This window comes from Mesorhizobium sp. M0960 (assembly GCF_040319055.1).
GTDB lineage: Bacteria > Pseudomonadota > Alphaproteobacteria > Rhizobiales > Rhizobiaceae > Mesorhizobium.
In genome coordinates this window covers 1-25,880 of sequence record NZ_JAMYNN010000019.1, presented here as the reverse complement: position 1 = coordinate 25,880, position 25,880 = coordinate 1, and the positions used below count along the sequence as shown (strand labels likewise).

Annotated in this window: 23 protein-coding genes and 1 riboswitch; of the genes, 6 read left to right on the top strand and 17 right to left on the bottom strand. The window is 62.4% G+C overall.

Features of this window, described 5'->3' with window-relative positions; translation table 11 throughout:
• Positions 1-32 precede the first annotated feature (32 nt).
• A riboswitch (SAM riboswitch) is annotated at positions 33-110 on the top strand.
• A gap of 70 nt (positions 111-180) precedes the next feature.
• On the top strand, positions 181-1,371 hold the full coding sequence (locus NKH63_RS25695) for an O-succinylhomoserine sulfhydrylase (RefSeq protein WP_352919169.1): 1,191 nt from the start codon (positions 181-183) through the stop codon (positions 1,369-1,371).
• Positions 1,372-1,405: 34 nt separating this feature from the next.
• Here the strand turns inward: NKH63_RS25695 and NKH63_RS25690 are convergent, their stop codons facing one another.
• Positions 1,406-2,560, bottom strand: coding sequence for a ceramide glucosyltransferase (locus NKH63_RS25690; protein ID WP_352482479.1), 1,155 nt, complete (start codon positions 2,558-2,560; stop codon positions 1,406-1,408).
• 227 nt (positions 2,561-2,787) lie between these two features.
• Between NKH63_RS25690 and apaG the strand changes: the two genes are divergently transcribed.
• Positions 2,788-3,180, top strand: a complete 393-nt coding sequence (gene apaG, locus NKH63_RS25685) for a Co2+/Mg2+ efflux facilitator ApaG/CorD (RefSeq protein WP_023719493.1) — start codon at positions 2,788-2,790, stop codon at positions 3,178-3,180.
• 76 nt (positions 3,181-3,256) lie between these two features.
• Here the strand turns inward: apaG and NKH63_RS25680 are convergent, their stop codons facing one another.
• From NKH63_RS25680 to NKH63_RS25670, 3 genes are all read right to left on the bottom strand, one after another.
• A complete protein-coding gene (locus NKH63_RS25680; RefSeq protein WP_023719494.1) occupies positions 3,257-4,267 on the bottom strand; it encodes an Hsp33 family molecular chaperone in 1,011 nt (336 codons plus the stop codon).
• Between the two features lie 117 nt (positions 4,268-4,384).
• Positions 4,385-5,296 carry an ornithine carbamoyltransferase gene (argF, locus tag NKH63_RS25675; protein ID WP_031194171.1) on the bottom strand — a complete coding sequence of 304 codons (912 nt, stop codon included), beginning with the start codon at positions 5,294-5,296 and terminating at the stop codon, positions 4,385-4,387.
• Between the two features lie 14 nt (positions 5,297-5,310).
• The gene (locus NKH63_RS25670; protein WP_023719496.1) at positions 5,311-6,510 is read right to left on the bottom strand and encodes an aspartate aminotransferase family protein; all 1,200 of its coding nucleotides are present in this window, start codon (positions 6,508-6,510) and stop codon (positions 5,311-5,313) included.
• 354 nt (positions 6,511-6,864) lie between these two features.
• Here NKH63_RS25670 and NKH63_RS25665 point away from each other — a divergent pair, with 354 nt between their 5' ends.
• The gene (locus tag NKH63_RS25665) at positions 6,865-7,389 is read left to right on the top strand and encodes a GcrA family cell cycle regulator (protein WP_023719497.1); all 525 of its coding nucleotides are present in this window, start codon (positions 6,865-6,867) and stop codon (positions 7,387-7,389) included.
• A 69-nt stretch (positions 7,390-7,458) separates the two neighbouring features.
• Here the strand turns inward: NKH63_RS25665 and NKH63_RS25660 are convergent, their stop codons facing one another.
• The 3 genes from NKH63_RS25660 to NKH63_RS25650 all read right to left on the bottom strand — a co-directional run bounded on the left by NKH63_RS25660 (position 7,459) and on the right by NKH63_RS25650 (position 10,763).
• Entirely contained in the window at positions 7,459-8,466 is a 1,008-nt protein-coding gene (locus tag NKH63_RS25660) for a magnesium and cobalt transport protein CorA (RefSeq protein WP_023677347.1), read from the bottom strand.
• A gap of 192 nt (positions 8,467-8,658) precedes the next feature.
• Positions 8,659-9,384, bottom strand: coding sequence for a phosphate signaling complex protein PhoU (gene phoU, locus NKH63_RS25655; protein ID WP_023719498.1), 726 nt, complete (start codon positions 9,382-9,384; stop codon positions 8,659-8,661).
• A gap of 113 nt (positions 9,385-9,497) precedes the next feature.
• Entirely contained in the window at positions 9,498-10,763 is a 1,266-nt protein-coding gene (locus tag NKH63_RS25650; protein WP_352919166.1) for an ATP-binding protein, read from the bottom strand.
• 109 nt (positions 10,764-10,872) lie between these two features.
• On the opposite strand from NKH63_RS25650, the gene ppk2 reads away from it, so the two are divergent.
• Positions 10,873-11,775, top strand: coding sequence for a polyphosphate kinase 2 (gene ppk2, locus NKH63_RS25645; RefSeq protein WP_352919163.1), 903 nt, complete (start codon positions 10,873-10,875; stop codon positions 11,773-11,775).
• Positions 11,776-11,799: 24 nt separating this feature from the next.
• Here ppk2 and NKH63_RS25640 read toward each other — a convergent pair whose 3' ends face one another.
• The 3 genes from NKH63_RS25640 to NKH63_RS25630 all read right to left on the bottom strand — a co-directional run bounded on the left by NKH63_RS25640 (position 11,800) and on the right by NKH63_RS25630 (position 14,031).
• Positions 11,800-12,549 carry an enoyl-CoA hydratase-related protein gene (locus tag NKH63_RS25640; RefSeq protein WP_023719501.1) on the bottom strand — a complete coding sequence of 250 codons (750 nt, stop codon included), beginning with the start codon at positions 12,547-12,549 and terminating at the stop codon, positions 11,800-11,802.
• A 14-nt stretch (positions 12,550-12,563) separates the two neighbouring features.
• A complete protein-coding gene (locus NKH63_RS25635; RefSeq protein ID WP_352919161.1) occupies positions 12,564-13,202 on the bottom strand; it encodes an acyl-homoserine-lactone synthase in 639 nt (212 codons plus the stop codon).
• A gap of 97 nt (positions 13,203-13,299) precedes the next feature.
• Positions 13,300-14,031 carry a helix-turn-helix transcriptional regulator gene (locus tag NKH63_RS25630; RefSeq protein ID WP_023719503.1) on the bottom strand — a complete coding sequence of 244 codons (732 nt, stop codon included), beginning with the start codon at positions 14,029-14,031 and terminating at the stop codon, positions 13,300-13,302.
• 271 nt (positions 14,032-14,302) lie between these two features.
• On the opposite strand from NKH63_RS25630, the gene NKH63_RS25625 reads away from it, so the two are divergent.
• A complete protein-coding gene (locus tag NKH63_RS25625; RefSeq protein ID WP_352482486.1) occupies positions 14,303-15,154 on the top strand; it encodes an ABC transporter substrate-binding protein in 852 nt (283 codons plus the stop codon).
• Between the two features lie 14 nt (positions 15,155-15,168).
• Here NKH63_RS25625 and NKH63_RS25620 read toward each other — a convergent pair whose 3' ends face one another.
• Positions 15,169-15,579 (bottom strand): tellurite resistance TerB family protein, encoded by a 411-nt coding sequence (locus tag NKH63_RS25620; RefSeq protein ID WP_023719505.1) that lies wholly within the window; start codon positions 15,577-15,579, stop codon positions 15,169-15,171.
• 247 nt (positions 15,580-15,826) lie between these two features.
• Here NKH63_RS25620 and NKH63_RS25615 point away from each other — a divergent pair, with 247 nt between their 5' ends.
• Positions 15,827-17,482, top strand: a complete 1,656-nt coding sequence (locus tag NKH63_RS25615; RefSeq protein ID WP_352919159.1) for a lysine--tRNA ligase — start codon at positions 15,827-15,829, stop codon at positions 17,480-17,482.
• On the opposite strand, the gene NKH63_RS25610 is transcribed toward NKH63_RS25615, so the two are convergent.
• The 6 genes from NKH63_RS25610 to NKH63_RS25585 all read right to left on the bottom strand — a co-directional run bounded on the left by NKH63_RS25610 (position 17,445) and on the right by NKH63_RS25585 (position 25,571).
• Positions 17,445-18,281, bottom strand: a complete 837-nt coding sequence (locus NKH63_RS25610) for a thermonuclease family protein (RefSeq protein WP_352493783.1) — start codon at positions 18,279-18,281, stop codon at positions 17,445-17,447. The two genes, NKH63_RS25615 and NKH63_RS25610, sit on opposite strands and share 38 nt — an antisense overlap.
• 11 nt (positions 18,282-18,292) lie before the next feature.
• A complete protein-coding gene (locus NKH63_RS25605; protein WP_023719508.1) occupies positions 18,293-18,937 on the bottom strand; it encodes a S24 family peptidase in 645 nt (214 codons plus the stop codon).
• A gap of 81 nt (positions 18,938-19,018) precedes the next feature.
• Complete coding sequence (locus NKH63_RS25600) at positions 19,019-21,238, bottom strand: 3-hydroxyacyl-CoA dehydrogenase NAD-binding domain-containing protein (protein WP_352919156.1); 2,220 nt, start codon at positions 21,236-21,238, stop codon at positions 19,019-19,021.
• A 12-nt stretch (positions 21,239-21,250) separates the two neighbouring features.
• Positions 21,251-22,459: an acetyl-CoA C-acetyltransferase gene (locus tag NKH63_RS25595; protein ID WP_023719510.1), complete on the bottom strand. Its 1,209-nt coding sequence runs from the start codon at positions 22,457-22,459 to the stop codon at positions 21,251-21,253.
• Positions 22,460-22,490: 31 nt separating this feature from the next.
• A complete protein-coding gene (locus NKH63_RS25590; RefSeq protein ID WP_352919153.1) occupies positions 22,491-23,660 on the bottom strand; it encodes an acyl-CoA dehydrogenase family protein in 1,170 nt (389 codons plus the stop codon).
• A gap of 114 nt (positions 23,661-23,774) precedes the next feature.
• Positions 23,775-25,571 (bottom strand): acyl-CoA dehydrogenase, encoded by a 1,797-nt coding sequence (locus tag NKH63_RS25585; protein ID WP_352919150.1) that lies wholly within the window; start codon positions 25,569-25,571, stop codon positions 23,775-23,777.
• Between the last annotated feature and the right edge of the window lie 309 nt (positions 25,572-25,880).

Sequence of the window (25,880 nt, the reverse complement as noted above, 5' to 3'; positions counted from 1 at the left end):
CAATTGACGCAAGCGTGGTGCGGGTCTAAAGCTCGTTATCCCGTGGTGATTTGGCCGGTCGGCTTGCAGCCACGTTAAACAAGTCGCTAAAGGACCGTCGGGCCGCAAGGCCATATGGACCGGTTGCGACTTTCGCGACCGGTTTTTTGTTGTTTGGACCATTTTTGGTGTTTGGATAGAATGATGACCAAGAAGCGCGACTGGAAGCCTCAGACCGCACTCGTGCATGCCGGGACGCTGCGTTCCGGCTTCGGCGAGACCTCCGAGGCGATGTATCTCACCCAAGGCTATGTCTACGAGACGGCGCAAGCGGCGGAAGCCCGCTTCAAGGGGGAGGAGCCGGGCTTCATCTATTCGCGCTATGCCAATCCGACGGTCGACATGTTCGAAAAGCGTATGTGCGCGCTGGAAGGCGCCGAGGACGCGCGCGCTACGGCGTCCGGCATGGCGGCGGTGACGGCAGCGCTGCTGTGCAGCGCCAGGGCGGGCGACCATATCGTGGCGGCGCGCGCACTGTTCGGCTCCTGCCGCTGGGTGGTCGAGACGCTGGCGCCGAAATACGGCATCGGGGCAACGCTGGTCGACGGCACCGACGTCGCCAACTGGGAACAGGCGGTCAAGCCGAACACCAAACTGTTCTTCCTGGAAAGCCCGACCAATCCGATGCTGGAGGTGGTAGACATCGCCGCCGTCGCGGCACTTGCCAACTCGATCGGCGCCAGGCTGATCGTTGACAATGTCTTCGCCACGCCCTTGCAGCAAAAACCCTTGCAGCTCGGCGCCCACATCGTCGTCTATTCGGCAACGAAGCATATTGACGGCCAAGGGCGCTGCCTTGGAGGCGTTATCTTGTCGGACAAAAAATGGATCGACGAGAACCTGCATGACTATTTCCGCCACACCGGCCCCAGCCTCTCGCCCTTCAATGCCTGGACCCTGCTGAAAGGCCTGGAGACGCTGCCGCTACGCGTCCGCCAGCAGACGGAAAGTGCCGGCCGCATAGCGGATTTCCTCGCCGAGCGCCCGCAAATCGCCCGTGTCATCTATCCCGGCCGTGCCGACCACCCGCAAGCGGCCGTGGTCAAGAAGCAGATGTCGGGCGGCTCAACGCTGATCTGCCTGGATGTGAAGGGCGGCAAGCAGGCGGCCTTTGCTTTCCAGAACGCGCTCGACATCGTGCTGATTTCCAACAATCTCGGCGACGCCAAGAGCCTGATCACCCATCCGGCGACGACCACACACAAGAACTTGACCGATGAGGCCCGCGCCGAGCTCGGCATCGGGCCGGGCACGCTCAGGCTTTCCGTCGGCCTGGAAGATACCGACGATCTGCTCGAAGATATCGAGCAAGCGCTGAGAGCCGCCGGATAGGGCTGACCGAACAGAGGTGAGCGGGGGGCGCCGATCAGGCGCCGGACGGGGTCTCTTCCAGCTCCGCGACGGCCTTGGTCTGGATGGTCATAACGTTGCCGCGCCAGTCGACGGCGCCGCTCAGCCAGCCGCGCGCCCATATCGCCGGCAGCATGCAGTCGCGAACCATCATCGCCAGGATGGTGCGCAGCGACAGGTGCCATCCTTTGACCCAGGCCAAGGCACATTCCGGCAGGTAGGCCGCGACCAGCACGGCGATGGCGGTTGCCGGCAGGCTGACGCCGGCGTCAGCCGCCGCGATCAGCGCAAGCAGCAGCGGCGGCGCCGCGCCGATCAGGATCTCGGGGGCGAAGAACAGCGCGAAGGTGACGCGGCGCAGCCGCGCCCAACGCGCCTGCCGAGACCAGATCTCGCCAAGCGTGCGCCGGCCGAGCGGCTGTTCGAAGGGCGAAGCGACAAGATTGACGCGAAGTCCGAGCCGGTTGACCAGCTTGGTCGCGGCGGCGTCCTCGGCGATCTCGGCGGCCAGTGCGCGGATGCCGCCATTGGCGTCAAGCATCGGCTTGTTCCACAACATGCTCTTGCCCTGGGCGAAGCCAAGGCCGAGCGCCTCTCCAGCGTACTGCCAGCGTGCCTGCAGTGTGTTGAGAAAGGCGCATTCGACCTCCCCCCAAAACCCTTCAGGCCGCGAGCCGATCGGCGTCGAGCAGACGAGGCCGGTGTCGGGCCGCCATGCCGCCATCAGCTGCTGGACATAATCGCTCGGCATAAGCACGTTGGAATCGGCAAGGATGACCCAGCGATAAAGCGCCGCTTCCCAACCCTTCACGCAATTGTTGAGTTTCGGATTGCCGCTGATGCGGTCGTCGCCGACGAGCAGCCGGGCGCGTATAGCCGGAAAACGCGCCATTGCAGTGGTGATCGACTTGACCACGGGGTCGTCGGCATGGGCGACGCAGAAGATGAGTTCGTAGCGCGGCCAGTCGAGTGAGAAGGCGCGCTCCAGCGTCTCCTCGGTAAACGGCTCGACGCCGCGCGCCGGGACGACGATCGATACCGGTGGCACGGTGGCGGCCGGCGATGCGATCCTAGCTGCTCGCTTCAGCTTCAGCGAAGCTAACAGGATGCTGGCGAGATTTGAAAGAAGGAGAGCTATGGAAAAGAGGGCGGCTGCGAATGTCGGTTCCATCGAGATCTGGTCACTCCAGAAATGCTGGCCGCATGACGGCCGTTTTCAACAATTCGACAGAACACCGAGTCGCCCGGCACAAGCCTGCACACCATCATTGTCATGTGTCACTTAAATGACATTGTTTTTCGGCACCTGCGCTTGAGTCGGGCAAGGAGATGACGCGCATCGTTGATCAAACTGCGCTGAGCGTCGAAAGTTCCGTCTACATTGCTTTGGAGCAGTTCATGTACAGCGCCGTCACCCGCAACATCGAAGTGCAGGTCAGGCCGTTCTATCTGGAGGATCATTCCGACCCGCCGCAAAACCGCTATGTCTGGGGCTACCAGGTGACCATCGACAATCGGTCGGACGAGTTCGTGCAGCTTCTGTCGCGCTACTGGCACATTACCGACGGCACCGGCAAGGTCGAGGAAGTGCGCGGCCCCGGGGTCGTCGGCGAGCAACCCGGACTCAACCCCGGCGACAGCTATCAGTATACGTCTGGATGCCCGCTCTCGACCCCGTCCGGCATCATGGTCGGGCACTACACAATGCGCAACAAGCGGGGCGAGACCTTCGACGTCGCCATCCCCGCCTTCTCACTCGATTTGCCAGGCACGCGGCGCACCGTCAATTGACGTTCACTTTGATTCCTCTTCCCGCCTTGCGGGGCGAGGAACCCAAGTTCTGCGAAGGCAGCCGCACTGACGCTCGTTATTGAGCCGCTGCAAATTCCGCCGGGTCGAAGTCATATTGCTTCGAGCAGAATTCGCAGGCGACGTGAATGCTACCATCCTCGGTGCTGTCTCTGATCTCCTCGGCGGAAAAACCCTCGAGGATGCCGCGGATCTTCTCCCTCGAGCATGAGCACTGGTCGGCGACCGGCACGCCGCCGAAGACGCGGACACCATGCTCGTGGAACAGCCGGTAAAGCAGCCGCTCGGCGCCGATAGTCGGATCGATCAGCTCGGTCGGTTCAATAGTACCAAGCAGCGCCAGCAGTTCCTGCCAGGAATTGTCGGTCGGGTCGTGGATTTCCTCACGCGGATCGCCGTCGCCCCCGGGAAGGTCGGGTACGCGCATGCGTTCCGGCGACTGCGGCAGGAATTGTGCCAGCAGGCCACCGGCGCGCCATTGCTCGCGGGCACCGCCGACGCCGGGCGTCAGAAGCTTGGCCACCGAAAGCCGTAGGTCGGTCGGAATCTGCTCCGATTGGCGGAAATAGGTGCGTGCGGCTTCTTCCAGCGTGACGCCGTCGAGCTGGACGATGCCCTGGTAGCGTTGCGTGTGGGCGCCCTGGTCGATTGTCAGCGCCAGGACGCCGCTGCCGAGCAGCGTCTGCGGCGACGTCTCGCCGGCAGCCGTCAAAGCCTCCAGCCGGTCGGCATCGAAGCGGGCATAGGCGCGCAGCGCGTGCGGCGTGGAGAAATCCGCGACCAGCATATCGACCGGCCCGTCGGTGCGGGTCTGCAGAATGAACTTGCCCTCGAACTTCAACGAAGTTCCGAGCAGGACGGTCAGCACACAGGCTTCGGCCAGTAGTCGTGCCACCGGCTCGGGATACTCGTGGCGGCTGAGAATAGCGTCGAGCATCGGCCCGAGCTGGACGGTACGGCCGCGCACGTCGAGCGGGCCGACCTCAAACGGCACGACATGGTCGTCGCCGGCGTAGCCGAACTCGCCGAGCTTGGGTTGATGTTCAGCCAATTGACGAGTTTCCAACATGACAAAGCTCCGGGGCGCGGCGATGCCGCCCTCCGGGGCGCATGCGACGAGACGCGCTCGATTTGCGTGATGCGCCTGAGATAGGCACCACGAACTCCCGGATCAAGGCGGCCCGGATCAAGCGCCCAGGCACCAGGCCAAAACCGCCTTCTGGGCGTGGAGCCGGTTCTCGGCCTCGTCGAACACCACCGAATGCGGCCCATCGATGACCTCGTCGGTAACCTCCTCACCGCGATGCGCCGGCAGACAGTGCATGAACAGCGCGTCCGGCTTGGCTTTCGCCATCAGGGCCGCGTTGACCTGATAGGGCAAGAAGACATTGTGGCCGCGCGCACGGTGCTCCTGACCCATCGAGACCCAGCAGTCGGTGACGATGCAGTCGGCCTCGTGAACGGCCTCCTCGGGCGAACGAGTGAATTTCAGCTTGCCGCCATTGGCCTTCGACCAGTCGACATGCCTCTGAGCCGGTTCGCTGCCTTCGGGCACGGCGACGTTCAGCTTGAAGCGGAACCGCGCAGAGGCCTCCAGTAAAGAATGCAGGACATTATTGCCGTCGCCGGTCCAGGCGATCGTCTTGCCGGCCACCGGACCGCGGTGCTCTTCGAAGGTCATGATGTCGGCCATCAACTGGCAGGGATGGGTTTCGTCGGTCAGCCCGTTGATGACGGGCACCGTAGCGTTTTCCGTCAGTTCCAGCAGCCGGTCATGCGAGGTGGTGCGGATCATGATGGCATCGACATAGCGCGACAGCACCTTGGCCGTGTCTGCAATAGTCTCGGAACGGCCAAGTTGCATCTCGGTGCCAGTCAGCATGATCGTCTCGCCACCCAACTGCCGCATGCCGACGTCGAACGACACGCGCGTGCGCGTCGAGGGCTTGTCGAAGATCATCGCCAGCACCTTGCCTTCGAGCGGCTTGGTGCGTTCGCCGGCCTTGAGCCTCGCCTTTCGCACAGCTGCGTCGTCGAGCATGAAGCGCAGATCGCCTTCGGAAACGGCGGAAAGATCGGTGAAGTGGCGAAGGGACATCAGGAATTCCAGGATTACTTCGCGGCGGCAGCGACGATGGCATCCGCCAGGCTCTTGGCGCCGGCACGAATGCGCTCGAGCCCCTCGTGGATCTCGGCATCGGTGACGGTGAGAGGCGGCAACAGACGGATAACGTTGTCGCCGGCCGGAACCGTCAAGAGATGCTGGTCGCGCAGTGCCACCGTAACCTTGGTGTTGGGCATCGCGCATTTAAGGCCGAGCATCAGGCCGGTGCCCCTGATGCTTTCGATAACGTCCGGAAATTCGTCGGCGACACCGGCCAGCCCCTGTTTCAAGAGCAGCGCCTTGCGCCGGACGTCATCGAGAAAGCCGTCTTCCAGCACCACGTCGAGCACGGCGTTGCCGACCGCCATGGCCAGCGGATTGCCGCCGAAGGTGGTGCCGTGCACGCCGGCGGTCATGCCGGCCGCTGCCTCGTCGGTGGCGAGGCAGGCGCCCATCGGGAAGCCGCCGCCGATGCCCTTGGCCACCGCCATGAGGTCGGGTGTGACACCCGCCCACTCATGCGCGAACAGCTTTCCGGTGCGGCCGACGCCGCATTGGACCTCGTCGAAAATCAAGAGCAGTCCGTGCTGATCGCAGAGCTGCCTGAGCCGCTTCAGCGATTGCGACGGCACTTGCCTGATGCCGCCCTCACCTTGCACCGGCTCGATCAGGATCGCCGCGGTTTCAGGCGTGATCGCCTTTTCGGCGGCGTCGATGTCGTCGAAGCCGACTTGGTCGAAGCCGTCGACCTTGGGGCCGAAACCTTCCAGATATTTGTACTGGCCGCCGGCGGCGATGGTCGCCAGGGTGCGGCCATGGAAGGCGCCTTCGAAGCTGATGGTGCGGAAGCGCTCGGGATGGCCCTTGACGAAGTGATAGCGCCGCGCCGTCTTGATGGCGCATTCAAGCGCCTCTGCGCCGGAATTGGTGAAGAACACCTTGTCGGCGAAGCTGGCGTCGGCCAGCCGCTCGCCGAGCCGGCTCTGTCCCGGAATCTCGTACAGATTGGAGACGTGCCAGAGCTTGGCGGCCTGTTCAGTGAGGGCCGCGACCAGATGCGGATGGCTGTAGCCCAATGAATTCACGGCGATGCCGCCTGCGAAATCGAGATATCGCTCGCCCTTGTCGGTGACCAGCCAGGTGCCTTCACCGTGGTCGAAAGCCAGGGGTGCGCGAACAAAGGTCTCGAAAAGCGCCGAACCGCTCATTATATGCGTCTCCGGAACCGGAAAATCAAAAAGCCGCCAAAGCGGCGGCCCTTGTGGCTTATCGTGTTTTTCGGCCGTGAAGTCAACGAAAAGGTCGCGCAAGGACGTGCGGCAAGCCCCCCAGCACAATGCCGGCTCATAAGCGACCGGGCAAGTTGGGGAAAACCGAAAAAACCGATTCGTGTTGGCCTTGGGACTCTTGTCACCGAGTCAGCGCATAAGGTAATTGTAGTAGAGAAATAACTAGATTTCGTGCGGCGGACCTAATCACCCGATATATGTGGTGTCTGCCCGGCAGAAGCCGGGTCGGGAATGGATTCCGATTGCCGCACTTTTCAGCAGGAGCGCGGTCTCATGAACTGGACTGACGAGCGAGTCGAACTTCTCAGAAAATTGTGGTCGGAGGGTCTCAGCGCCAGCCAGATCGCCGCACAGCTTGGTGGGGTCAGCCGCAATGCGGTCATCGGCAAAGTGCACCGGCTGAAACTGTCCGGCCGCGGACGCACAACCGCATCACCGGCACGCCAGAAGAAGACGGTACAGGGATCGACGATCCAGAAATCGGTGTCGCGGGCAGCAAGCGCCACGCGCCATGCCACCACGTCGATGTCGATCGGTGCGACCGCGCTCAAGGCGCAGTTCGATGCCGAACCGGTGTCGCGCCACTATATCCGCCCGGTCGAAAACGTCGTCGTGCCGATCTCCCGGCATCTGCAACTCGTCGAGCTGAACGAGCGCACCTGCAAGTGGCCGAATGGCGATCCGCTTTCGGAAGACTTCCATTTCTGCGGCAACGACGCCGCCGAAACCGGACCCTACTGCAAGTACCACGCCCGGGTGGCGTTCCAGCCGGCGTCGGAGCGGCGGCGGAGCAGGTGAATGGTGGCGGCTTGAGCCTGGCGTAAGAAGCAAGGCTCCCATTTAGCCCTATTCACTATTCACCTCTCTTCAAAGCCACCCATTCTTGCGAAACCGCCAGTAAAGAAACGTGCAGATCAGGGCGATTGCCGCCAGTACGGCCGGGTAGCCATATTCCATCCTCAGTTCCGGCATGTCGCTGAAATTCATGCCGTAGATGCCGGCGAATGCTGTCGGCACGGCCAAGATGGCGGCCCATGAGGCAAGCTTCTTGGAGATCGCCGTCTCCTGACTCTGGCCGACCAGAAGGCTCGCCTCGAAGGCGAAGGCGAGAACCTCACGCAGGCTGTCGATCTTTTCCTGGACCGTGCGGATGTGGTCGGTGACGTCGCGAAACAGCGGGTGCATGGCTGTATGGATTTGCGGCAGATCGGCGCTGGTCAGCCGCCGGCAGACCTCCACCAGCGGCAGGGCCGCATTACGCAGGCGCAAGAGATCGCGGCGCAGCATGTAAAGCCGCTCGATATCGGAGCCGGTCATCGGCTTCAGCAGAACCTTGTCCTCGATCGCCTCGACCTCGTTTTCGATCTGCTCGAGCACCGGCATGTAGTTGTCGACGATGAAATCGAGAATGGCGTAGAGGACGAAATCCTCGCCCTTGGCGAGGGAATGCGGACAGCTTTCCCAGTGCTGGCGAACGGCGGCGTAGGAGGTCGACGGGCCATGCCTGACGCTGACAATGTAGCCAGCGCCGACGAACAGATGCGTCTCGCCGAAGGTGACACGGCTGTCGATCAGCTGCGCCGTGCGGGCAACGATGAACAGGGCATCACCATATTGCTCGATCTTCGGCCGTTGGTGCGGATGCTCGGCATCCTCGATCGCCAACTCGTGCAGATGGAATTGCGCCTGGACGCGCAGCAATAAATTGCGGTCGGGCTCCAGCAGTCCGATCCAGACGACATGGCCCGGCTTCCCGGCCCATTCGCCGGCTTCCTCGATCGGTATGTCGGCGATGCGCCGCCCAGCCGTATAGACGCCGCAAGCGATTATGCCCGACATCGGCGGCGCGGGAGCAAACTCGCGGACATATTCCATCCCAGCCTCCTGAAGGCAGGCTTTCATCGCGGAACTGAGAAGTCGGCGCGTCGAAAGCTTAGCGCAATTTGCTCTCAGGTGGCGAATCCGAAATTCGCATTAGTGTCGAGCAGCAGGGGAGCTGCTTTTCGGATTTGAGAGCCACTCCACCAAGTGGCAACTCTAGCGGCCACCACGTTTTGTTTCGAGAACTCACTTCGCAGGCAGCGTTGCGGGAAGAATTATCTTATCCGTCTTGTCGCCCTTCGGGCGATCGGCCGGCATCTGATCGCCGGTGACGATATAGTAGATCGTCTCGGCGATGTTGGTGGCGTGGTCGCCGATGCGCTCGATGTTCTTGGCGCAAAACAGGAGATGCGTGCAGGGCGTGATGTTGCGTGGGTCTTCCATCATGTAGGTCAACAACTCGCGAAACAGCGAGGTGTACATGGCATCGATCTGGTCGTCGCGGTCGCGCACGAAACCGATTTTCTCCACCGACCGCGACGCGTAGACGTCGAGCACTTCCTTGAGCTGGGTCAGTGCCAGATTGGCCAAAGCCTCGAGGCCGCGGAACAGGCTGTTCGGCTGGCGCCCGTCGGCGACGGCAACCACCCGCTTGGCGATGTTCTTGCCGAGGTCGCCCACCCGTTCGAGGTCCGCCGAGATGCGGATCGCGCCGACGATCTCGCGCAGATCCGTCGCCATCGGCTGGCGCTTGGCGATGATGATGATCGCCTTGTCGTCGATCTCACGCTGCCCCTCATCCAGAACCAGGTCGTCTCGAATGACTTTCTGGGCGAGCCCCGGATTCGCATTGACCAGCGCCGCTACTGCCTGCTCGACCATGCGCTCGGCATGCCCGCCCATCGCCGCGATGCGCTTCGACAGATATTTCAGCTCCTCGTCATAGGCGCTGACGATGTGCACGGACTGCATGGACGAATGCCTTCCCGGATCTTCTGGTTGAGTCGTTCGCTCGAATCCCCGCTGATACGCTAGCCGGATGACAGAAAAAAGAAACGGCCCATCATGTGGTAGATAGTACGGCGTCAGCGAGCCGGCAAATGGACCGTGAACGCCGCGCCCTTGCCGACCTCCGACCTGATGGAGAGTCTGGCGTTGTGGCGGGTTAGGATATGCTTGACGATGGACAGGCCAAGGCCGGTGCCCTTTTGGGTCCGGCTGTTCTCGACATCGACGCGGTAGAAGCGCTCGGTGATGCGCGGGATATGTTCTTCGGGGATGCCGGGGCCGAAATCCCTGATGGTGACGTCGATGCCCGGCTCGGGATCGCTGTCGCCGCGCGTGATCGACACCACGACGCGTCCACCGGACTGACCGTATTTGCAGGCGTTTTCTAGCAGGTTTTCAAAAACCTGGAAAAGCTCGTCGCGATCGCCGGGCACGTCGAGCGGCCCTTGCGCGAAATCCCGCTCGATGACGACGCCGCTTTCCTTGGCCAGCGGCCCAAGCGAATCGATGACGCTGTCGATGGCCTGGCGCAGATCGACCTCGGTTCCCGGCTTGAGATAGGGCTTCATCTCCAGGCGTGACAGCGACAGAAGGTCGTCGATGAGGCGCGCCATGCGGCTGGTCTGGTTCTGCATGATCTGCAGGAACTGCTCGCGTGCCGCGGGGTCGTTGCGGGCCGGCCCGCGCAGCGTCTCGATGAAGCCAGCGATCGAGGCGAGAGGCGTGCGCAACTCGTGGCTGGCATTGGCAATGAAGTCGGCGCGCATTCTGTCGATCCGGCGCGCCTCGCTCTGGTCCTTGAACACCAGCACGTAGAGATCCGTGGCGTGGCCGACAGAAGACGCGCTCACCCGATAAGCTCGTTCGACCGGCAGCTTCTCGATGTAGTCGACGCTGTCCGAAGCGACGTTGCCCGACAAGATATTATCCAGCAAGGCCTGCATTTCCGGCGCGCGGAATTTCAGCGACAGCGATACGCCGGGGGCAATCCCACCAAAGGCTGCAAAGGCGGCGGCGTTGGCATGGACGATGGCGGCGGAGCGATCGAAAATGATCAGCGGATCGGCAACCGCCGCCGCGAGATATTCGCCGGAAAGCCGTTGCAGGCCGCTCGCCTCGATGGCCGCGGCATTTTCGGTCGATTGATGCGCGACGCCGGCCGGCAGCATCGCAGCGGCAACCAGCACGGCGCCTGCCAGCAGCACCACATAGCCGGATATGCCGGCAAAACCATAGACCATCAGAACTGCAACGAAGCCGGCCGCCAGCAGCCAGCGGCTGTTCCACAGCCGCATGGCGACGGCTTGCGCCCTGCCTTTCCGCTCTGTGCCGATGTCGGCCATTTGCGCTCCGTCGCCTGCGCTCCGTCTGCGGCCACCTCAAGAACTTCCTGCTGGACCGGCATGGAGGCTCCCAATAGCATGAGTCCGGAAGCTGGAAAGGTTCGTCTCGATGAAAAACGCCAAGGAAGGCCCCGCAACAGGTTCGTCGGGGCCGTTGAAGATCATGATCGACGGCAAGGAGCGGGAGTTCGACATCGAGGCCCCCACTCTTCCGGACTGGGTCGAGGACCGCAAGCTGACCGCCGGCGGCTATCCCTACGACAAGAAGATGAAGAGCGAGGGGTATGACGAGAGGCTCGAGCAGCTGCAGATCGAGCTGGTCAAGGCGCAGGCGTGGCTACAGTCGACGGGCAAGCGGGTGATGTCGCTGTTCGAGGGACGCGACGCCGCCGGCAAGGGCGGCACGATCTTCGTTTTGCGCCAGTATCTGAACCCTCGGACGGCGCGCAACGTGGCGCTGACCAAGCCAACAGCCACTGAGCTTGGACAATGGTACTTCCAGCGCTACGTCGACCACTTCCCGACGTCGGGCGAATTCGTCACCTTTGACCGCTCCTGGTACAACCGCGCCGGCGTTGAACCGGTGATGGGATTCTGCACGCCCGCGCAGCACGAGCAATTTCTGGACGAGGTTCGGCATTTCGAGCGGATGATCCGCAACGAGGGCATCTATTTCTTCAAATTCTGGCTGAACATCGGCAGGGAAACGCAGCTTGAGCGATTCCATGACCGTCGCTGGAGCCCGCTGAAGAGCTGGAAGTTTTCGCCGATCGACATCGCCGGCATCACCAAATGGGACGACTACACCAAGGCGCGCGACCTGATGGTCGAACGCACGCACAAGGAGTTCGCGCCCTGGATCATTGTGCGGGCGAACGACAAACGGCGCGCACGGCTGGCGGTCATGCAGCGCATTCTCCTGTCACTTCCCTATGACGGCCGTGACCTCGACGTCATCGGCAAGGAGGACAAGAAGATCATCGGCGAAGGGCCGACTTTCCTCGAAAAATAAGCTCACCTCATCGATTCACGGCTCTCATGCCGCCATCCGGGCAATCCGCTGCAGCCGCTTCAGCGTGGTGTCGTCCTGCAGCGCCTGCTGGAAAAGCGAGATCTCCTGATCGATGCGGTCGCAGAGCGCGCCGGTGTCCCCCCTAAGCAGGTCGCGCGTCTGCAGCAGTGCCGCGACTGGCTTCTTGGCGAGCTGCCTGGCTCTGGCCAACGTGGCTTCCTCGACACTGACGTCCGTCACGATCTCGCCGACAAGGCCGAGCTGCCTGGCATCTTCGGCGGCGAGCGTGTCGCCGAGGCAGAAGAAGCGGAACGCACCGGCATAGCCGAGCTTCTGCGGCGCCAGGATGCTGGTCGCCGCGTCCGGCACCAGGCCGAAATCGACGAACGGCACCCGGAACGTGCTCTTGCTCGAGGCGATCACCATGTCGCAGTGGAACAGAATGGTGCAGCCGACGCCGACGGCGTCGCCGTCGACACAGGCAAGCACCGGTTTCGGGAACGTCGCCAGCGTGCGGAACATATCGGTGACGGCGGCGATCAATCGCCGATGTTTGGTGGCATCGAGAAATTCGGAGAAATCAGCACCGAGGCAAAAGCACCCGGCCAGGCCGCGCAGGACCACGACGCGGACGTCGTCATCGACAGCGGCTTCATGGAATGTCCTGGCCAGGCTTTCGTAGGCCCGCCTGTCCAGCACCGGGCGGCCGTCACCCGACGATACGGTGACGATCAGCGTGTGATTGCGGAATTCTGTTTTTGAGTGAACGTTCATGGCCCTCTCCAATCTTACGAGGCGCGTCTCTGTCCGAGCATGTCCGGGTACCCTCTGGCCAGCACCGGCGCAAAGTGATTGCGGCGCGATCGCACCACGTCGAGCGTGTGCTCGTTGAAGGTGAGCAGTGTGGCAACGACCTGCTGGTTGCCATAGGTCCGCTGATAGCCGAGCGGCGTTGCCAGGAAATGCAGTTGCAGCGCGCGAAGCACCCACATCGGCTCGAATTCGATGATCACCTGGTTGACGTTGCGCTTCAGACCCCACTCGACGAAGCCGGCGATCAGTTCGCTGCCCACCGTCGACACGCCGCGCCGGCCGTCGCGGAATCCCGGCGCAACCGCATAGCGGGTCAGTTCATAGACATTCGGCCCCGACGGTGGGGTTCCCTCATAAAGGTCCGCCAGCACATCGGTTAGAAGATGTGCCCGGGTCGTCGGCAACATACGCTGGTAACCGGCGAGCTCGCCATTGCGGATGACGATCTGGTGCACTGCCTCGTCGTGGTCGAATTGATCGATCTCGAGGCCATCGGGGCGCTGCAGATCGGTCCATCCCATCTCCTCGACGAAAATCTTGTAACGCAACCGATGAACTGCCTCCCAAAGGCCTGGGCGTTCCATCAATTCCTGGGTGGTGAGGGAAAAAAGCATTTGCCGTCTCCTAGGTTCAATAGGAAAATACGGCCGTGCTCCCCCGAGAAAATTACGCGATCACGTAGGCAAGAATTTCTAGGCCGGCGCGGCCGACCTAGTTAATATAGCCGCGCCTTATCGCTTCCGCGACGGCTTGGACCCGGTTGACGGCACCGAGTTTGCTTTTGGCGTTAAGAAGGTGTTTCTCTGACGTGTGTTCCGAAATGCCGAGAATTTGGGAAATCTCCCATTCGGACTTGCCAACGGCGGCCCATTGCAGGCATTCGCGCTCACGCGGCGTCAATTCGACATGGTCGATGGTTTTGCCCGCCATGGTGTGGAGCTGCATGGCGCGGCCAATCGCATAAGTCGAGACCAACGAGACCAACCCGAACTCGGCGCCCGACAATTCGACAGCCTCGCCGCCCAGCGACACCATGACGATCTGGCCATCGAGCGTGATCAGCGGGAAGGCCAACCCGTCGCGCAGCTTGAATTCACCGGCGTCGCCCATCACCTCGCCGCCGCTCTTGCCGATGCGGATGCCCTGAGACGCTTCCCGCCACTGGAACGGCGCCTGAAGCTGCTTCATGTGGCTGACGACGGGATCGTGATCGACGTAGTTGCGCGCGACGTAGCGCTCAAGCCATTCAGCCGGCCAGTCGCAAAGCAGCACATGGTTCTTTTGCTGATTTCTCGGCGTTCCAGGTTGCGGAACCGTCCCGGCCATCAGCGCCGTCAGCCCGAACCCGCTTGTTACCCCCAGCAGCTTTTCGCAGACGGCGGCCGCTGTGCCGGCGTGCTGCAACTGATCTATCAACTCCAGGGTACGATCGAAATGACCCATCGCAACATCTACCCCATGTTGCCTTCCGCACTTGAGACCAATGGCAGTGATCAACCCGCACTACGCCATCAACCCCGGACTGCAAAGCTGCTCCCTCTGTACGCCCCACCGCTCCTCTTGAGCCGGCATCATACAGTCACTTGCAAACTCACTAAACAATATCCCTAAATTGCCATGATGAAACCAAAAACCGTTGTGCCTGAGTTATTTTCGTACAAGAACCTGTGTTATTTCGTACGAAAGCCGGGGCAAGACTGGACGGAGTCGTCGCGTGGCGTTTCGGTGCATATCCATTTCATTGATCTCGATGCTGATCGGAGTGCAATCGCTTGCGGGTGCTGCGCGCGCTGCGGAGCCGCAGGTGCCGGTGTTTTGGGACGCCAAGGTGCGGCTGCCAAAGCCGGACCTTTCGATGCTGCCGCGGCTGCGATTCCTGACCACCACCGATTTCCCGCCCTTCAACTTTCTCGACGGGGCAGGCCGACTGTCCGGCTTCCATGTGGACCTGGCGCGCGCCATCTGCGCCGAGCTCGGCATTGCCGAAAAATGCCAGATCCAGGCGCTGCCCTGGGCCGAGCTCGAAGGCGCGCTGCGGAAAGGCGAAGGCGAAGCGATCATTGCCGGAATCGCCGCCACGCCGGAATCGCGGTCGAAATACGCGTTTTCACGCTCCTACCTGCAATTTCCGGCACGCTTCGTCGTGCCGAAGACACAGGCGCTGACGGAACCAATGTTCGACAAGCTGCGCAGCAAGCGTGTCGGCGTGATCGCCGGCTCCGGGCATGAGCGGATGCTGCGCGATTATTTCGGCGACGTCCAAATCGTCCCCTTCGCAAAGCCGGAGGAGCTTTATGGCGAGCTGAAAGCCGGCAAGATCGACGCCGCCTTCGGCGATGGCATGCGTTTTGCGTTCTGGCTCGGCGGTTCGGATGCGGCGGGCTGCTGCCGCTTTGCCGGCGGCCCCTATCTGGCGCCCGAATATCTCGGCTCGGGCATGGCGATCGCCACCAGGGCCGACGATCCGGCCCTGGCCGCCGCTTTCGACTATGCGCTGCAGGAAATTTCGGTGAAAGGCACGTTCGCCGAGTTCTATCTGCGCTATTTTCCGGTCAGCTTTTTCTGAGCTTGGCTGCTGGCTCAGGTCAGCGTGCGAAGGCGGGCCTTGGCGGCTCGCGCGATGGCGGCAACCGTCAGCGCATCGAGGTCGAGTTCCCGGCGGACGAGCTGCAGCACGCGCACCTCCTCCAGTCGCATTTCGAGATCGACGGCCGCGACCTCGAAGGCAGCGGCATAGGCGGTGTCACGCAGGCGGTCGGGCAGCGCCTCGGCGACGCGCGCCAGGACGCCCTCCAGCCCGTCCTTTTCTTGCAGCATTTTCTGGCAGGCCTGGGCGACCTCGACCAGCCGCTCCTGATTGAAATCCTCAAACACCGGCCAGGATCGAACGACGTCGCCGATCCGCGCCAGTTCGACATCGGTCATGTCGCGGTCTGACGCCGAGGTGATGACCATCAGGTAGATCATGGCTTCGTGTGGCGACAATGGCATTTACAACTCCTTGAGACGGGTCCCGAAGTTAGGAACGAGGGACCGGCGCCGCAAGGAAAAAGAGCCGCGATCGTTGACGCTCCGGTCAGGCCCTGAAGCCTGATCCATACCGATTAAATGGGACGGGGCTCATATCTTCTTGCCTGATCACAGTCCTGCCCGGAAACCGGGTTCCACTTTTCGGGATCATAGTCTAGAGCATGCGGCTGCCGGCACGGATGCCGGCAAAGCTGCAGGAAATAGCATCATGGCCGGACAACAGCCGATCGATCTCAGCCCGGAAGTCCTCACCGCCGCCGCCGAAAGCAAGGCGTGGCCGTTCGAGGAAGCGAAAAAGATCGTCGCCCGCTACGCGAGCAGCGGCTACCCGGAAACGGTGCTGTTCGAGACCGGCTACGGCCCGTCGGGGCTGCCGCATATCGGCACTTTCGGCGAGGTGGCGCGCACATCTATGGTGCGCCACGCCTTCCGCGTGCTGACCGAAGACAAGGTCAAGACGCGGCTGCTGTGCTTCTCCGATGACATGGACGGATTGCGCAAGGTGCCGGACAATGTGCCTAACAAGGACATGCTGCGCGCGTATCTCGGCAAGCCGCTGACCAGGATACCGGACCCTTTCTCCAATGAGTATCCGTCCTTCGGCGCCGCCAATAACGCACGGTTGCGCGCCTTCCTCGACCGTTTCGGCTTCGATTACGAATTCGCTTCCTCGACCGACTATTATACTTCCGGCCGCTTCGACGCGACGCTGCTCAAGATGCTCGAGCGCTTCGATAAGGTGATGGCAATTATGCTGCCGTCGCTGCGTGAAGAGCGGGCGCAGAGCTATTCGCCCTTCCTGCCGATCCATCCCAAGACCGGCATCGTCATGCAAGTCGCGATCGATGAGCGCAAGCTCGACGCCGGCACCATCGTGTGGCGCGACCCGGACACCGGCGAGCGCTTCGAGACGCCGGTGACCGGCGGTCATGCCAAGCTGCAATGGAAGCCAGACTGGGCGATGCGCTGGGCAGCACTCGGCGTCGATTACGAGATGTCCGGCAAGGATCTGATCGATTCCGTCAAGCTCGCCGGGCAGATTTGCCGTGCGCTCGATGCTCCAGCGCCGGAGGGCTTCAATTATGAGCTGTTCCTCGACGAGCACGGCCAGAAGATCTCGAAGTCGAAGGGCAATGGGCTAACCATCGACGAGTGGCTGACTTATGCGCCGACCGAGAGCCTTAGCCTTTATATGTTCCAGCGCCCGCGAACCGCGAAGAAGCTTTATTTCGACGTCATCCCGAAGGCGGTAGACGAATATTACACGTTCCTCTCTGCTTATCAGAAGCAGGATTGGAAAGAACGGCTGGGCAATCCGGTCTGGCACATGCATGACGGCAATCCGCCTATCAGCGACCTGCCGGTGTCGTTCGCGCTGCTGCTCAACCTGGTCAGCGCCTCGAATGCGCAGAACAGGGACGTGCTGTGGGGCTTCATTTCGCGCCACGCACCGGGTGTGACGCCGGCAACTCACCCCGAACTCGACCGGCTGACCGAATATGCGATCCGCTATTTCGACGATTTCGTGAAGCCGGCTAAGGTGTACCGTGCCGCCGACGCGGTCGAGCGCGAGGCGCTGACCAAACTTTCGGAAGCGCTCGCCGCGCTGCCCGCTGACGCCGCCGGCGAGGCGATCCAGAACGCCGCCCTCAATGTCGCGCGCAAGATCGAGCGCTACCAGGATCGTTCCAAGCAGAGCCCTGAGGGTGGACCCGGCGTCTCCGTCGCCTTCTTCCAGATGATTTATCAGGTGCTGATAGGTCAGGAACGCGGGCCGCGCTTCGGTTCCTTCGCCGCACTCTACGGCATTGCCGAAACGCGTGAGCTCATTCGACGGGCGCTTGCTGGTCAGCTGGCGGCTTGAGGACGCCGTCCTGCTCCTCCAGGATCGAGCCCGGCGCCACAGGCGCGGATCGCGACGCAGCCGGGAGCGGCGGCAGGCCTGAGACGCTCGGCGCCGGCCCGAAGACGCCCTTTTTCGCTGCACGCGCCTTCTCGCCGGCTTCTATGTAAGCGCCGCCCTTGGCGGCGCGCGCCCAGCCGTTTTCGACCAACCATTGGCCGATATCCTGATTGCCGATCCGGCACTCGGCGGCGATCAGGTCACGGCCGCCTTCGGGCGGCACGGCACAGACCACCGCACGACCGCGCAGAAAAGCGCGGAAGGCAGTTCGCGCCCGGATGCCGCAACTCCAAGACTTGCCGCCGTCGGTGCAAGTCTCGTCCTGCTTGACGATGTCGATGCCGGAAACCGCAATCGAATAGCCCTTTGCCTCGATGACCCCGGCGGCCGGCGCGACCGGCTGGAACAGTTTCGTGCCTTTCCAGTCGTCAGGCATTTTCGTTTTTGGCGGCCTGGGCAGTCCGGCCAATGCCAGATCGCTCAACGGTGCGCGCGGCTCAATCCGTTCAAGCTCGTCGGAACCGAGCTGCGGCGGCACCACGATTTCCGGATCGATTGCCCTTGAATGCGTAGCCTGCTTGGCCGCCTCTGGTTTCGAGATGGCCGACGTAGCCGGCGCGGCGGGCTGGGGTTCAGCGCTGACCTGAATTTGCTCGCCAGGGCCGCCGCTTTGGTTCTGGACGGCGCGGCCGCCAGCGACAATTGCCGTGGCCATCGCCGGAATCGCCAGAACGGCCAAGGCAAGGTGAGGCAGACGCACCGGCCCCGCGCCTACTGGCTTGCCCAGACAATCCGTGCCACCCATTCGACATCACGCATGGGGATGTCGCGGTCCGGATGATCGGGATTGAGGGAGACCAGCGCGATCGACTTCGGTGTCTGACGGTCGAGCACCTTGGCCATCACCTCGCCGGCATTGGTCTTGACGACGACGCGATCGCCCTTTCGTATGATAGCCCCCGGCTCGACGATCAGGACATCGCCATTGCGGTAAAGCGGCAGCATGGAATCGCCCTGGACCTTCAACGCATAGGAGGTTTCGGTTGCCCGTGCCGGCAGCTCGATCAGGTCCCATCCCTGCCCCGCCGGAAACCCGGCGTCGTCGAAGAAGCCACCGGCGCCCGCCTGGGCGAAGCCGAGCAGCGGCACCGACGATTTCTGCACGGGCAGTGCGCCGGAATTACCCCGGCCTTCGACCAGCCCCGCAAATTCATCCAGCGAGGCGCCGGTCGCCTCGATGATCTTGGCCAGCGATTCGGTCGACGGCCAGCGCGGCCGCCCATCCGAGGACAGCCGCTTCGATTTGTTGAAGGCCGTCGAGTCGAGGCCAGCGCGCCTGGCCAGCCCGGAGGCCGAAAGCGAATAACGCTCGGCGAGAGCGTCGATAGCGGCCCAAACGCGGTCATGCGAGAGCACCTTGCTCTCCTTCGAAACAGGAAAAAATACCTTCCCTGTTCTACCTCTTGGCCGCCATCTTGTCCACCGCCGAAGACGGCGTCACGCTGCCTCCTTGGCCTCGTTCCTGTCATAGGGATCGAAACGCTCATAGAAGGTCTCGCCCTTCTCGGCCATGTCGAGCAGCAGCTTCGGCGCCCTGAACTCGGCGCCGTATTTCTTCTGCAGGCGCTTGGCGATCTTGACGAATTTCTTCGCGCCGATGCCGTCGATGTAGGACAGTGCACCGCCTGTGTAGGGCGCGAAGCCGAAGGCCAGGATCGAGCCGACATCGGCCTCGCGTGGATCGGTAACGATGCCCTCCTCCATCACCCGTGCCGCCTCAAGCGCGATGGTGACCAGCAGCCGCTGCTTCAGCTCCTCATAATCGACCCTCTCCGGCGCCAGTTGCGGGTAGAGGTCCCTGAGGCCTGGCCACAGCTTCTTCTTGGCAGGTTTTGCCGGATAGTCGTAGAAGCCCTTGCTGTTCTTGCGACCCAAGCGACCGTGTGTGTCGACCATCGTGCTGATCAGCGCCATCTGCTTCGGGTCGACCGCCTTGTCGCCGAGATCGCGCATCGTCTGCTTCATGATCTTCTGGGCAAGGTCGATCGCGGTCTCGTCGGTCAACGCCAGAGGACCGACCGGCATGCCGGCGGCTTTGGCCGCATTCTCGATCATCGGCGCCGGAACACCTTCGATCAGCATCTTGTAGGCTTCCGACATGTAGCGCAGTACGCAGCGATTGACATAGAAACCGCGCGAATCGTTGACGACAATCGGGGTTTTCTTGATGGCGCGGACAAAGTCGATCGCGGTGGCCAGCGCTTTGTCGCCGGTCTTCTTGCCGAGGATGATCTCGACCAGCATCATCTTGTCGACCGGCGAGAAGAAGTGGATGCCGATGAAATTCTTTGGCCGCGCCGAATTCCTGGCCAGCGATGTAATCGGTATGGTGGACGTATTCGAGGCGAAGGTCGCCGAAGGCTTGAGCACAGCCTCGGCCTGTTCGGTGGCGCCCTTCTTTACGGCCGAATCCTCGAATACCGCCTCGACGACAAGATCGCAGCCGGCGAGATCGGCGTAATCGGCCGTCGGCGTGATCAGCGTCAGCAACTGGTCCTTGTCCTGTGGCTTGGCACGGCCCTTCTTCACCTGATCCGAGATAAGGTTGTCGGAATGCGCCTTGCCCTTGGCGGCAGACTCCATGTCACGGTCGAGCAGCACCACCGGAATGCCGGCCTTAGCCGTCACATAGGCAATGCCGGCGCCCATGAAGCCGGCGCCGAGCACGCCGATCTTCTTGAACCTCATTTCCGGCACACCGGCCGGGCGGCGCGCGCCCTTGTTCAGTTCCTGGAGCGACACGAACAACGAGCGGATCATCGCTGCCGCTTCCCTGGTCTGCATGATCTCGGTGAAATAGCGCTGCTCGATCCGCAAGGCGGTGTCGAACGGCACCAGCAAGCCCTCGTAAACGCATTTCAGGATGGCGGCAGCGGCGGGATAGTTGCTATAGGTCTCGCGGCGCAGGATGGCGATGGCCGGCGGCCACAGATTGGCACCGGCCACCGAATAGATCGGAGCGCCGGGCAGCTTGAAGCCTTTTTCGTCCCAAGGCGCCACCGGTTTCAAGCCGTTCCTGATCATCGCCTTGGCGGTTTCGACCAGCTTGTCCGGCTCGGCAATCTCATGGATCAGGCCCATCGACTTGGCCCTCTGCGGCGACAACGTCTGGCCGGAGGTCAGCATTTGCAGCGCCTGCTGCTGGTCGGTCAGTCGCGGCACGCGCTGGGTTCCCCCGGCGCCGGGAAAAATGCCGATCTTCACTTCGGGAAGTGCCATCCTCACCTTGTCGGAATCGGCTGCGACACGGCCATGGCAGGCGAGCGACAATTCGAACGCGCCGCCCATGCAGGTGCCGTTGATCGCCGAAACCCAAGGCTTGCCCGAGGTTTCCAGCTTACGGAACAGGCCGTTCATATAGCCCGCATTGTCGAACAGCGCCTTGGTCGCCTTCTCTGGGTCCTTTGCCTTGTCGGCGGCGAAGGTCGCCAGCATCTTCTGCAGCATGGTGATGTCGGCGCCGCCCGAGAACGTATCCTTGCCAGAAGTGATCACCGCCCCCTTGATCGCAGCGTCGTTCGCCACCTTGTCGACGATGGCGTTCAGTTCGAGCATCACCTCTTGGGTGAAGACGTTCATCGAACGGTCCGGCATGTCCCAGGTGACCAGCGCAATGCCGTCGGCGTCGATGTCGAGGGTGAAATTGCTGTAGCTCATCATCTCTCTCCGTCAGACGCGTTCGATGATCGTTGCGGTGCCCATGCCGGCGCCGATGCAAAGCGTCACCAGCGCGGTGTTCAGGTCGCGGCGTTCCAATTCGTCCAGCACCGTACCGAAGATCATCGCACCGGTGGCGCCGAGCGGATGGCCCATGGCGATGGCGCCGCCATTGACGTTGATCCGGTCATGCGGAATCTCGAAATTCTGCATGTAGCGCAGCACCACCGAAGCGAAGGCCTCGTTGAGCTCGAACAGGTCGATGTCCGACAGCTTCATCTTCGCCCGCTTCAACAGCTTTTCGGTGACGTCGACCGGGCCGGTCAGCATCAGCACCGGTTCGGAGCCGATGTTGGCAAAGGCGCGGATACGCGCGCGCGGCTTGAGGCCGAGCGTCTTTCCGGCCTTTTTCGAGCCGAGCAGCACGGCCGCCGCGCCATCGACGATGCCGGACGAATTTCCGGCATGGTGGACGTGGTTGACCTCTTCCACCTCGGGATGCTTCTGCACCGCGACGGCGTCGAAGCCGCCCATTTCGCCGGGCATGACGAAGGACGGGTTGAGCGCGGCCAGCGACTGCATGTCGGTCGAAGGCCGCATGTGCTCGTCGTGATCGAGAATGGTCAGGCCGTTCTGGTCCTTGACCGAGATCACCGAATTCTTGAAGCGGCCCTCGCCCCACGCCTTGGCGGCACGCTTCTGGCTTTCGACCGCGTAGGCATCGACGTCGTCGCGCGAAAACCCGTATTTGGTGGCGATCAGGTCGGCCGATATGCCTTGCGGCACGAACCAGCCGGGCAGGCCGACCGAAGGATCCATGAACCAGGCGCCGCCGGAGGCGCCCATGCCGACCCGCGACATCGATTCGACGCCACCGGCAATCACGATCTCGTCGGCGCCTTGCGCGATCTTGGCGGCGCCGAAATTGATGGCGTCGAGGCCCGAGGCGCAGAAGCGCGATATCTGCATGCCAGGCGCCTTGGTGTCGTAGCCGGCCTCGAAAGCAGCGGCACGTGGAATGACTGCACCCGCCTCGCCAACCGGATCGACACAGCCGAAGATGATGTCGTCGACGGTGCCGGTGTCCAGCCCGTTGCGGTCGCGGATCGCCTCGAGCACCTTGGCGCCGAGCCGCACCGCCGGCACTTCGTGCAGCGAGCCATCCTTCTTGCCCCTGCCGCGCGGCGTGCGCACGGCATCATAGACGTAAGCTTCGGCCATTTTCCTGCTCCTTGGGTTTGCTGAAAGTCGCTCAGAGAGAGCGCCCGATCAGCAATTTCATGATCTCGTTGGTTCCGCCGTAGATGCGCTGGACGCGGGCGTCGCGGAACATGCGCGCAATCGGATATTCATTCATGTAGCCATAGCCGCCATGCAATTGAAGGCATTCGTCGACGACTTTTCCCTGCAGGTCTGACAGCCAGTATTTGGCCATCGAGGCCGTCACCGGGTCGAGGCCGCCGTTAATGTGGCGGGCAACGCAGTCATTATAGAAGACGCGCCCAATGGTCGCCTCGGTCTTCAATTCGGCCAGCCTGAACTGGGTGTTCTGGAATTCGATGATGGCCTTGCCGAAGGCCTTGCGCTCCTTGACGTAGTCGATGGTAAGAGCCAGCGCCCGCTCGACCATGGCGATAGCAGTGGTGCCGATCTGCAGCCGCTCCTGCGGCAATTGCTGCATCAGCTGGACGAAGCCCTGGCCTTCCTCGTTGCCAAGCAGGTTCGAGGTCGGCACACGCACGTCGTTGAAGAACAGTTCCGACGTGTCGTTGGCCTTGAGGCCGATCTTGTCGAGGTTGCGGCCGCGCTCGAAGCCCTCCACCTCGTCGGTCTCGACGACGATCAGCGAGATGCCCTTGGCACCTTTCTGCGGATCGGTCTTGGTGACGACGATGATGAAGTTAGCGAGCTGGCCGTTGGTGATAAAGGTCTTCGAGCCGTTGAGCTTGTACTGGTTGCCGTCCTTTTCGGCGCGCGTCTTGACGCCCTGCAGGTCGGAGCCCGCACCCGGCTCGGTCATGGCGATGGCGCCGATCAGTTCGCCGGTCGCCAGCCTCGGCAGCCATTTCTTCTTCTGCTCGTCCGAGCCGTAATGGAGGATGTAGGGGGCGACGATCGAATTGTGCAGGCCAATGCCGAACCCGTCGACGCCGATATGGGCGATCGCCTCGATGATGGCGCTCTCATGCGCGAAGCTGCCGCCCGAGCCGCCATATTCCTCCGGCATCGAGGCGCAGAGCAGGCCGGCCGCACCCGCCTTCAGCCAGCTTTCGCGGTCGACCATCTCGTTCTTCTCGAACTCGTCGTAACGCGGCGCGATCTCTTCCGACATGAAGCGGTGCGCCATGTCATAAAGCATGCCGACCTCGTCCGCCGCCCAGGCGGGTTTTGGAAGGCCAAGGATTTCGGCGGGACTGGTCATGTTTATTCTCTGATCCTCCTTCCAAGCACGCCGCCAGAATTGAGGCTGGCGCGCTGCCGTGGCGCCCTCTCCCGGCCGCTTCGCGGCCACCCTCCTCGCGAGGAAGAGGGGAGCCTAGAACGCTTCGGCCGGCAGCGCCATCAATGTGTCGGCGCCGCTGGAGATGCGGGCAAGGTGCGCCGCCGTCTCCGGCATGATCCGCTCCACGAAGAAGCGCGCCGTCACCAGCTTGTTGTCGTAGAAAGACGAAGCGCCGTCGGCGCCATTCGCCAATTTCGCTGCGGCCACCCTGGCCATCTGCGCCCACATATAGCCCAGCGCCACCAGGCCGAAGAGATGCATGTAGTCGGTCGAGGCGGCACCGGCATTGTCGGGCTTGGCCATGCCGTTCTGCATCAGCCACATCGTCGCCGCCTGCAGATCGTTGAGGCTCTTCTTCAGCGCCTTGGTGAAGGGCGCCATCTTCTCGTCGGTGCGGTTCTCCTCGCAGAACTCGCCGACTTCCCTAAAGAACGCCTGCACCGCGCGACCGCCATTCAAGGCCAGCTTGCGGCCGACGAGGTCGAGTGCCTGGATGCCGTTGGCACCCTCATAGATCATGGCGATGCGGGCATCGCGGACGAACTGGCTCATGCCGTGCTCTTCTATATAGCCGTGGCCTCCGAACACCTGCTGCGCCATTACCGCATGATCGAAACCCTTGTCGGTGAGCACGCCCTTGACCACCGGCGTCATCAGCCCGGTGTAGTCGTCGGCGGCCTGGCGGTCCTTGTCGTCACCGGAGCGGTGAGCGATGTCGGACTTGATCGCCGTCCACAGCGCCAGCGCCCGACCGGCCTCGTTGAAAGCTTTCATGGTCATCAGGCTGCGGCGGATGTCCGGATGGACGATGATCGGATCGGCCTTCCTGTCCGGTTCTTTCGGCCCCGACAGCGAGCGGCCCTGCAGGCGATCCTTGGCGTAGGAAACCGCATTCTGGTAGGCAACTTCCGACAGCGAGAGCCCCTGCAGGCCGACGCCAAGCCGCGCCTCATTCATCATGGTGAACATGGCTTTCAGCCCGCCATTGGCCTCGCCGAGCAGTGTGCCTTCAGCGTCGTCGTAATTCATGACGCAGGTCGAATTGCCATGGATACCCATCTTCTCCTCGATCGAGCCACAGGAGACGGTGTTCTTCTCGCCCGGATTGCCTGATGCATCGAGCTTGAGCTTCGGCACGATGAACAGCGAGATGCCCTTCACGCCATCCGGCGCGCCCTCGATACGGGCCAGCACGAGGTGGACGATGTTTCCCGACATGTCATGCTCGCCGGCCGAGATGAATATCTTCTGGCCGGAGATCCTATAGGTGCCGTCGCCATTTGGAACGGCCTTGGTGCGCAGCAAGCCGAGATCGGTTCCGCAGTGCGGCTCGGTCAGGTTCATGGTGCCGGTCCAGGCGCCCTCGACCAGCTTCGGCAACCATGTCGCCTTCTGCTCTTTGGTGCCATGGGTGATGATCGCAGCGATCGCACCTTGCGTCAGTCCGGCATACATCATCAGCGACATATTGGCCGACACCATATATTCGGCAACCGCAGTATGCACTGCATAGGGCAAGCCTTGCCCGCCCAACTCGACAGGTGCGGCGAGCCCCATCCAGCCACCTTCGCGATACTGGTCGAAGGCTTCCTTGAAGCCTTTTGGCGTCGTCACCGACCCGTCGACATGGCGCACACAACCTTCCACGTCGCCGACACGGTTGAGCGGCTGCATGACGTTTTCGGCGAGCTTCGCGCCCTCGGCAAGGATGGCCTCGAGCACATCCGGCGTCGCGTCGGAAAATCCGGGAAGATTGGAATAGCGCTGATAGCCCAGCACCTCGTTCAGCACGAACAGCGTGTCCCGGATCGGCGCTCTGTAGATCGGCATGCGTTTCCTCCACCATGCGGTCTTGGCCCCGAAATCAGCCTCAGCATATGAGGATGGCAGACGGACCAACGTTGCGGTCGAGATAACAAATATTGACGTTTGCGTAAACGTCAATTCTGCGATGGGGCAAATTTTCTCCCGCGCGCCAAGACGGCAAACGGCGAAGGACGGTAACGACGAAGAACCGGGGGGGGGGAGGGCGCGGGGGGGGTGTGGGGTGGGAAGGGCGGGGTGTTTTTTTAATGGGCCCCCGGGCGGGGGGGCCGGGCGGGGGGTAGGAGATTGTGGGGCGGGGGGGGGGGGGGGGCG

Bases quoted from the DNA above. Each gene is read 5' to 3' on its own strand.
- NKH63_RS25695 (WP_352919169.1), top strand. From the start codon at position 181: ATGATGACCAAGAAGCGCGACTGGAAGCCTCAGACCGCACTCGTGCAT.
- NKH63_RS25690 (WP_352482479.1), bottom strand. From the start codon at position 2,560: ATGGAACCGACATTCGCAGCCGCCCTCTTTTCCATAGCTCTCCTTCTT.
- apaG (WP_023719493.1), top strand. From the start codon at position 2,788: ATGTACAGCGCCGTCACCCGCAACATCGAAGTGCAGGTCAGGCCGTTC.
- NKH63_RS25680 (WP_023719494.1), bottom strand. From the start codon at position 4,267: ATGTTGGAAACTCGTCAATTGGCTGAACATCAACCCAAGCTCGGCGAG.
- argF (WP_031194171.1), bottom strand. From the start codon at position 5,296: ATGTCCCTTCGCCACTTCACCGATCTTTCCGCCGTTTCCGAAGGCGAT.
- NKH63_RS25670 (WP_023719496.1), bottom strand. From the start codon at position 6,510: ATGAGCGGTTCGGCGCTTTTCGAGACCTTTGTTCGCGCACCCCTGGCT.
- NKH63_RS25665 (WP_023719497.1), top strand. From the start codon at position 6,865: ATGAACTGGACTGACGAGCGAGTCGAACTTCTCAGAAAATTGTGGTCG.
- NKH63_RS25660 (WP_023677347.1), bottom strand. From the start codon at position 8,466: ATGGAATATGTCCGCGAGTTTGCTCCCGCGCCGCCGATGTCGGGCATA.
- phoU (WP_023719498.1), bottom strand. From the start codon at position 9,384: ATGCAGTCCGTGCACATCGTCAGCGCCTATGACGAGGAGCTGAAATAT.
- NKH63_RS25650 (WP_352919166.1), bottom strand. From the start codon at position 10,763: ATGGCCGACATCGGCACAGAGCGGAAAGGCAGGGCGCAAGCCGTCGCC.
- ppk2 (WP_352919163.1), top strand. From the start codon at position 10,873: ATGAAAAACGCCAAGGAAGGCCCCGCAACAGGTTCGTCGGGGCCGTTG.
- NKH63_RS25640 (WP_023719501.1), bottom strand. From the start codon at position 12,549: ATGAACGTTCACTCAAAAACAGAATTCCGCAATCACACGCTGATCGTC.
- NKH63_RS25635 (WP_352919161.1), bottom strand. From the start codon at position 13,202: ATGCTTTTTTCCCTCACCACCCAGGAATTGATGGAACGCCCAGGCCTT.
- NKH63_RS25630 (WP_023719503.1), bottom strand. From the start codon at position 14,031: ATGGGTCATTTCGATCGTACCCTGGAGTTGATAGATCAGTTGCAGCAC.
- NKH63_RS25620 (WP_023719505.1), bottom strand. From the start codon at position 15,579: ATGCCATTGTCGCCACACGAAGCCATGATCTACCTGATGGTCATCACC.
- NKH63_RS25615 (WP_352919159.1), top strand. From the start codon at position 15,827: ATGGCCGGACAACAGCCGATCGATCTCAGCCCGGAAGTCCTCACCGCC.
- NKH63_RS25600 (WP_352919156.1), bottom strand. From the start codon at position 21,238: ATGAGCTACAGCAATTTCACCCTCGACATCGACGCCGACGGCATTGCG.
- NKH63_RS25595 (WP_023719510.1), bottom strand. From the start codon at position 22,459: ATGGCCGAAGCTTACGTCTATGATGCCGTGCGCACGCCGCGCGGCAGG.
- NKH63_RS25590 (WP_352919153.1), bottom strand. From the start codon at position 23,660: ATGACCAGTCCCGCCGAAATCCTTGGCCTTCCAAAACCCGCCTGGGCG.
- NKH63_RS25585 (WP_352919150.1), bottom strand. From the start codon at position 25,571: ATGCCGATCTACAGAGCGCCGATCCGGGACACGCTGTTCGTGCTGAAC.